General features: G+C 59.0%; 1 protein-coding gene. It reads left to right on the plus strand.

The window, feature by feature from the left end:
* Positions 1 to 290 (plus strand): hypothetical protein (locus ACM6IN_RS22045; RefSeq protein ID WP_414916708.1); only part of this gene is annotated, 290 nt, incomplete at both ends.

Below are 290 nucleotides of genomic sequence, written 5' to 3' on the forward strand. Positions count from 1 at the left end.
AGCCGGCTGGTGGCGCCGTTGCTCAAGGGAACGGTGAACAACGTGCTGGATGTCGACGAGCTGGGCGACGCCGATGGCACCGTGCAAGTTATTGCCACGGATACGAGCACGTTCAAAGTCGGAGACGAGGTATTCATCAGGATCAAGGGCACCCCCGTCGAAGGACCGCCGATTGATTGGGAACCGTCAGCAGGCGTGGAGTTGAACAGTGTGCCGAGCATTATGGAAATCAAGGCCCCCAACGCCGTGCTGCGCCAGTTGGCCAAATCGCAGATCACCTTGTCTTACCG

The sequence above is a fragment of the Pseudomonas sp. IT-P395 genome, from assembly GCF_949767675.1.
Classification (GTDB): domain Bacteria; phylum Pseudomonadota; class Gammaproteobacteria; order Pseudomonadales; family Pseudomonadaceae; genus Aquipseudomonas.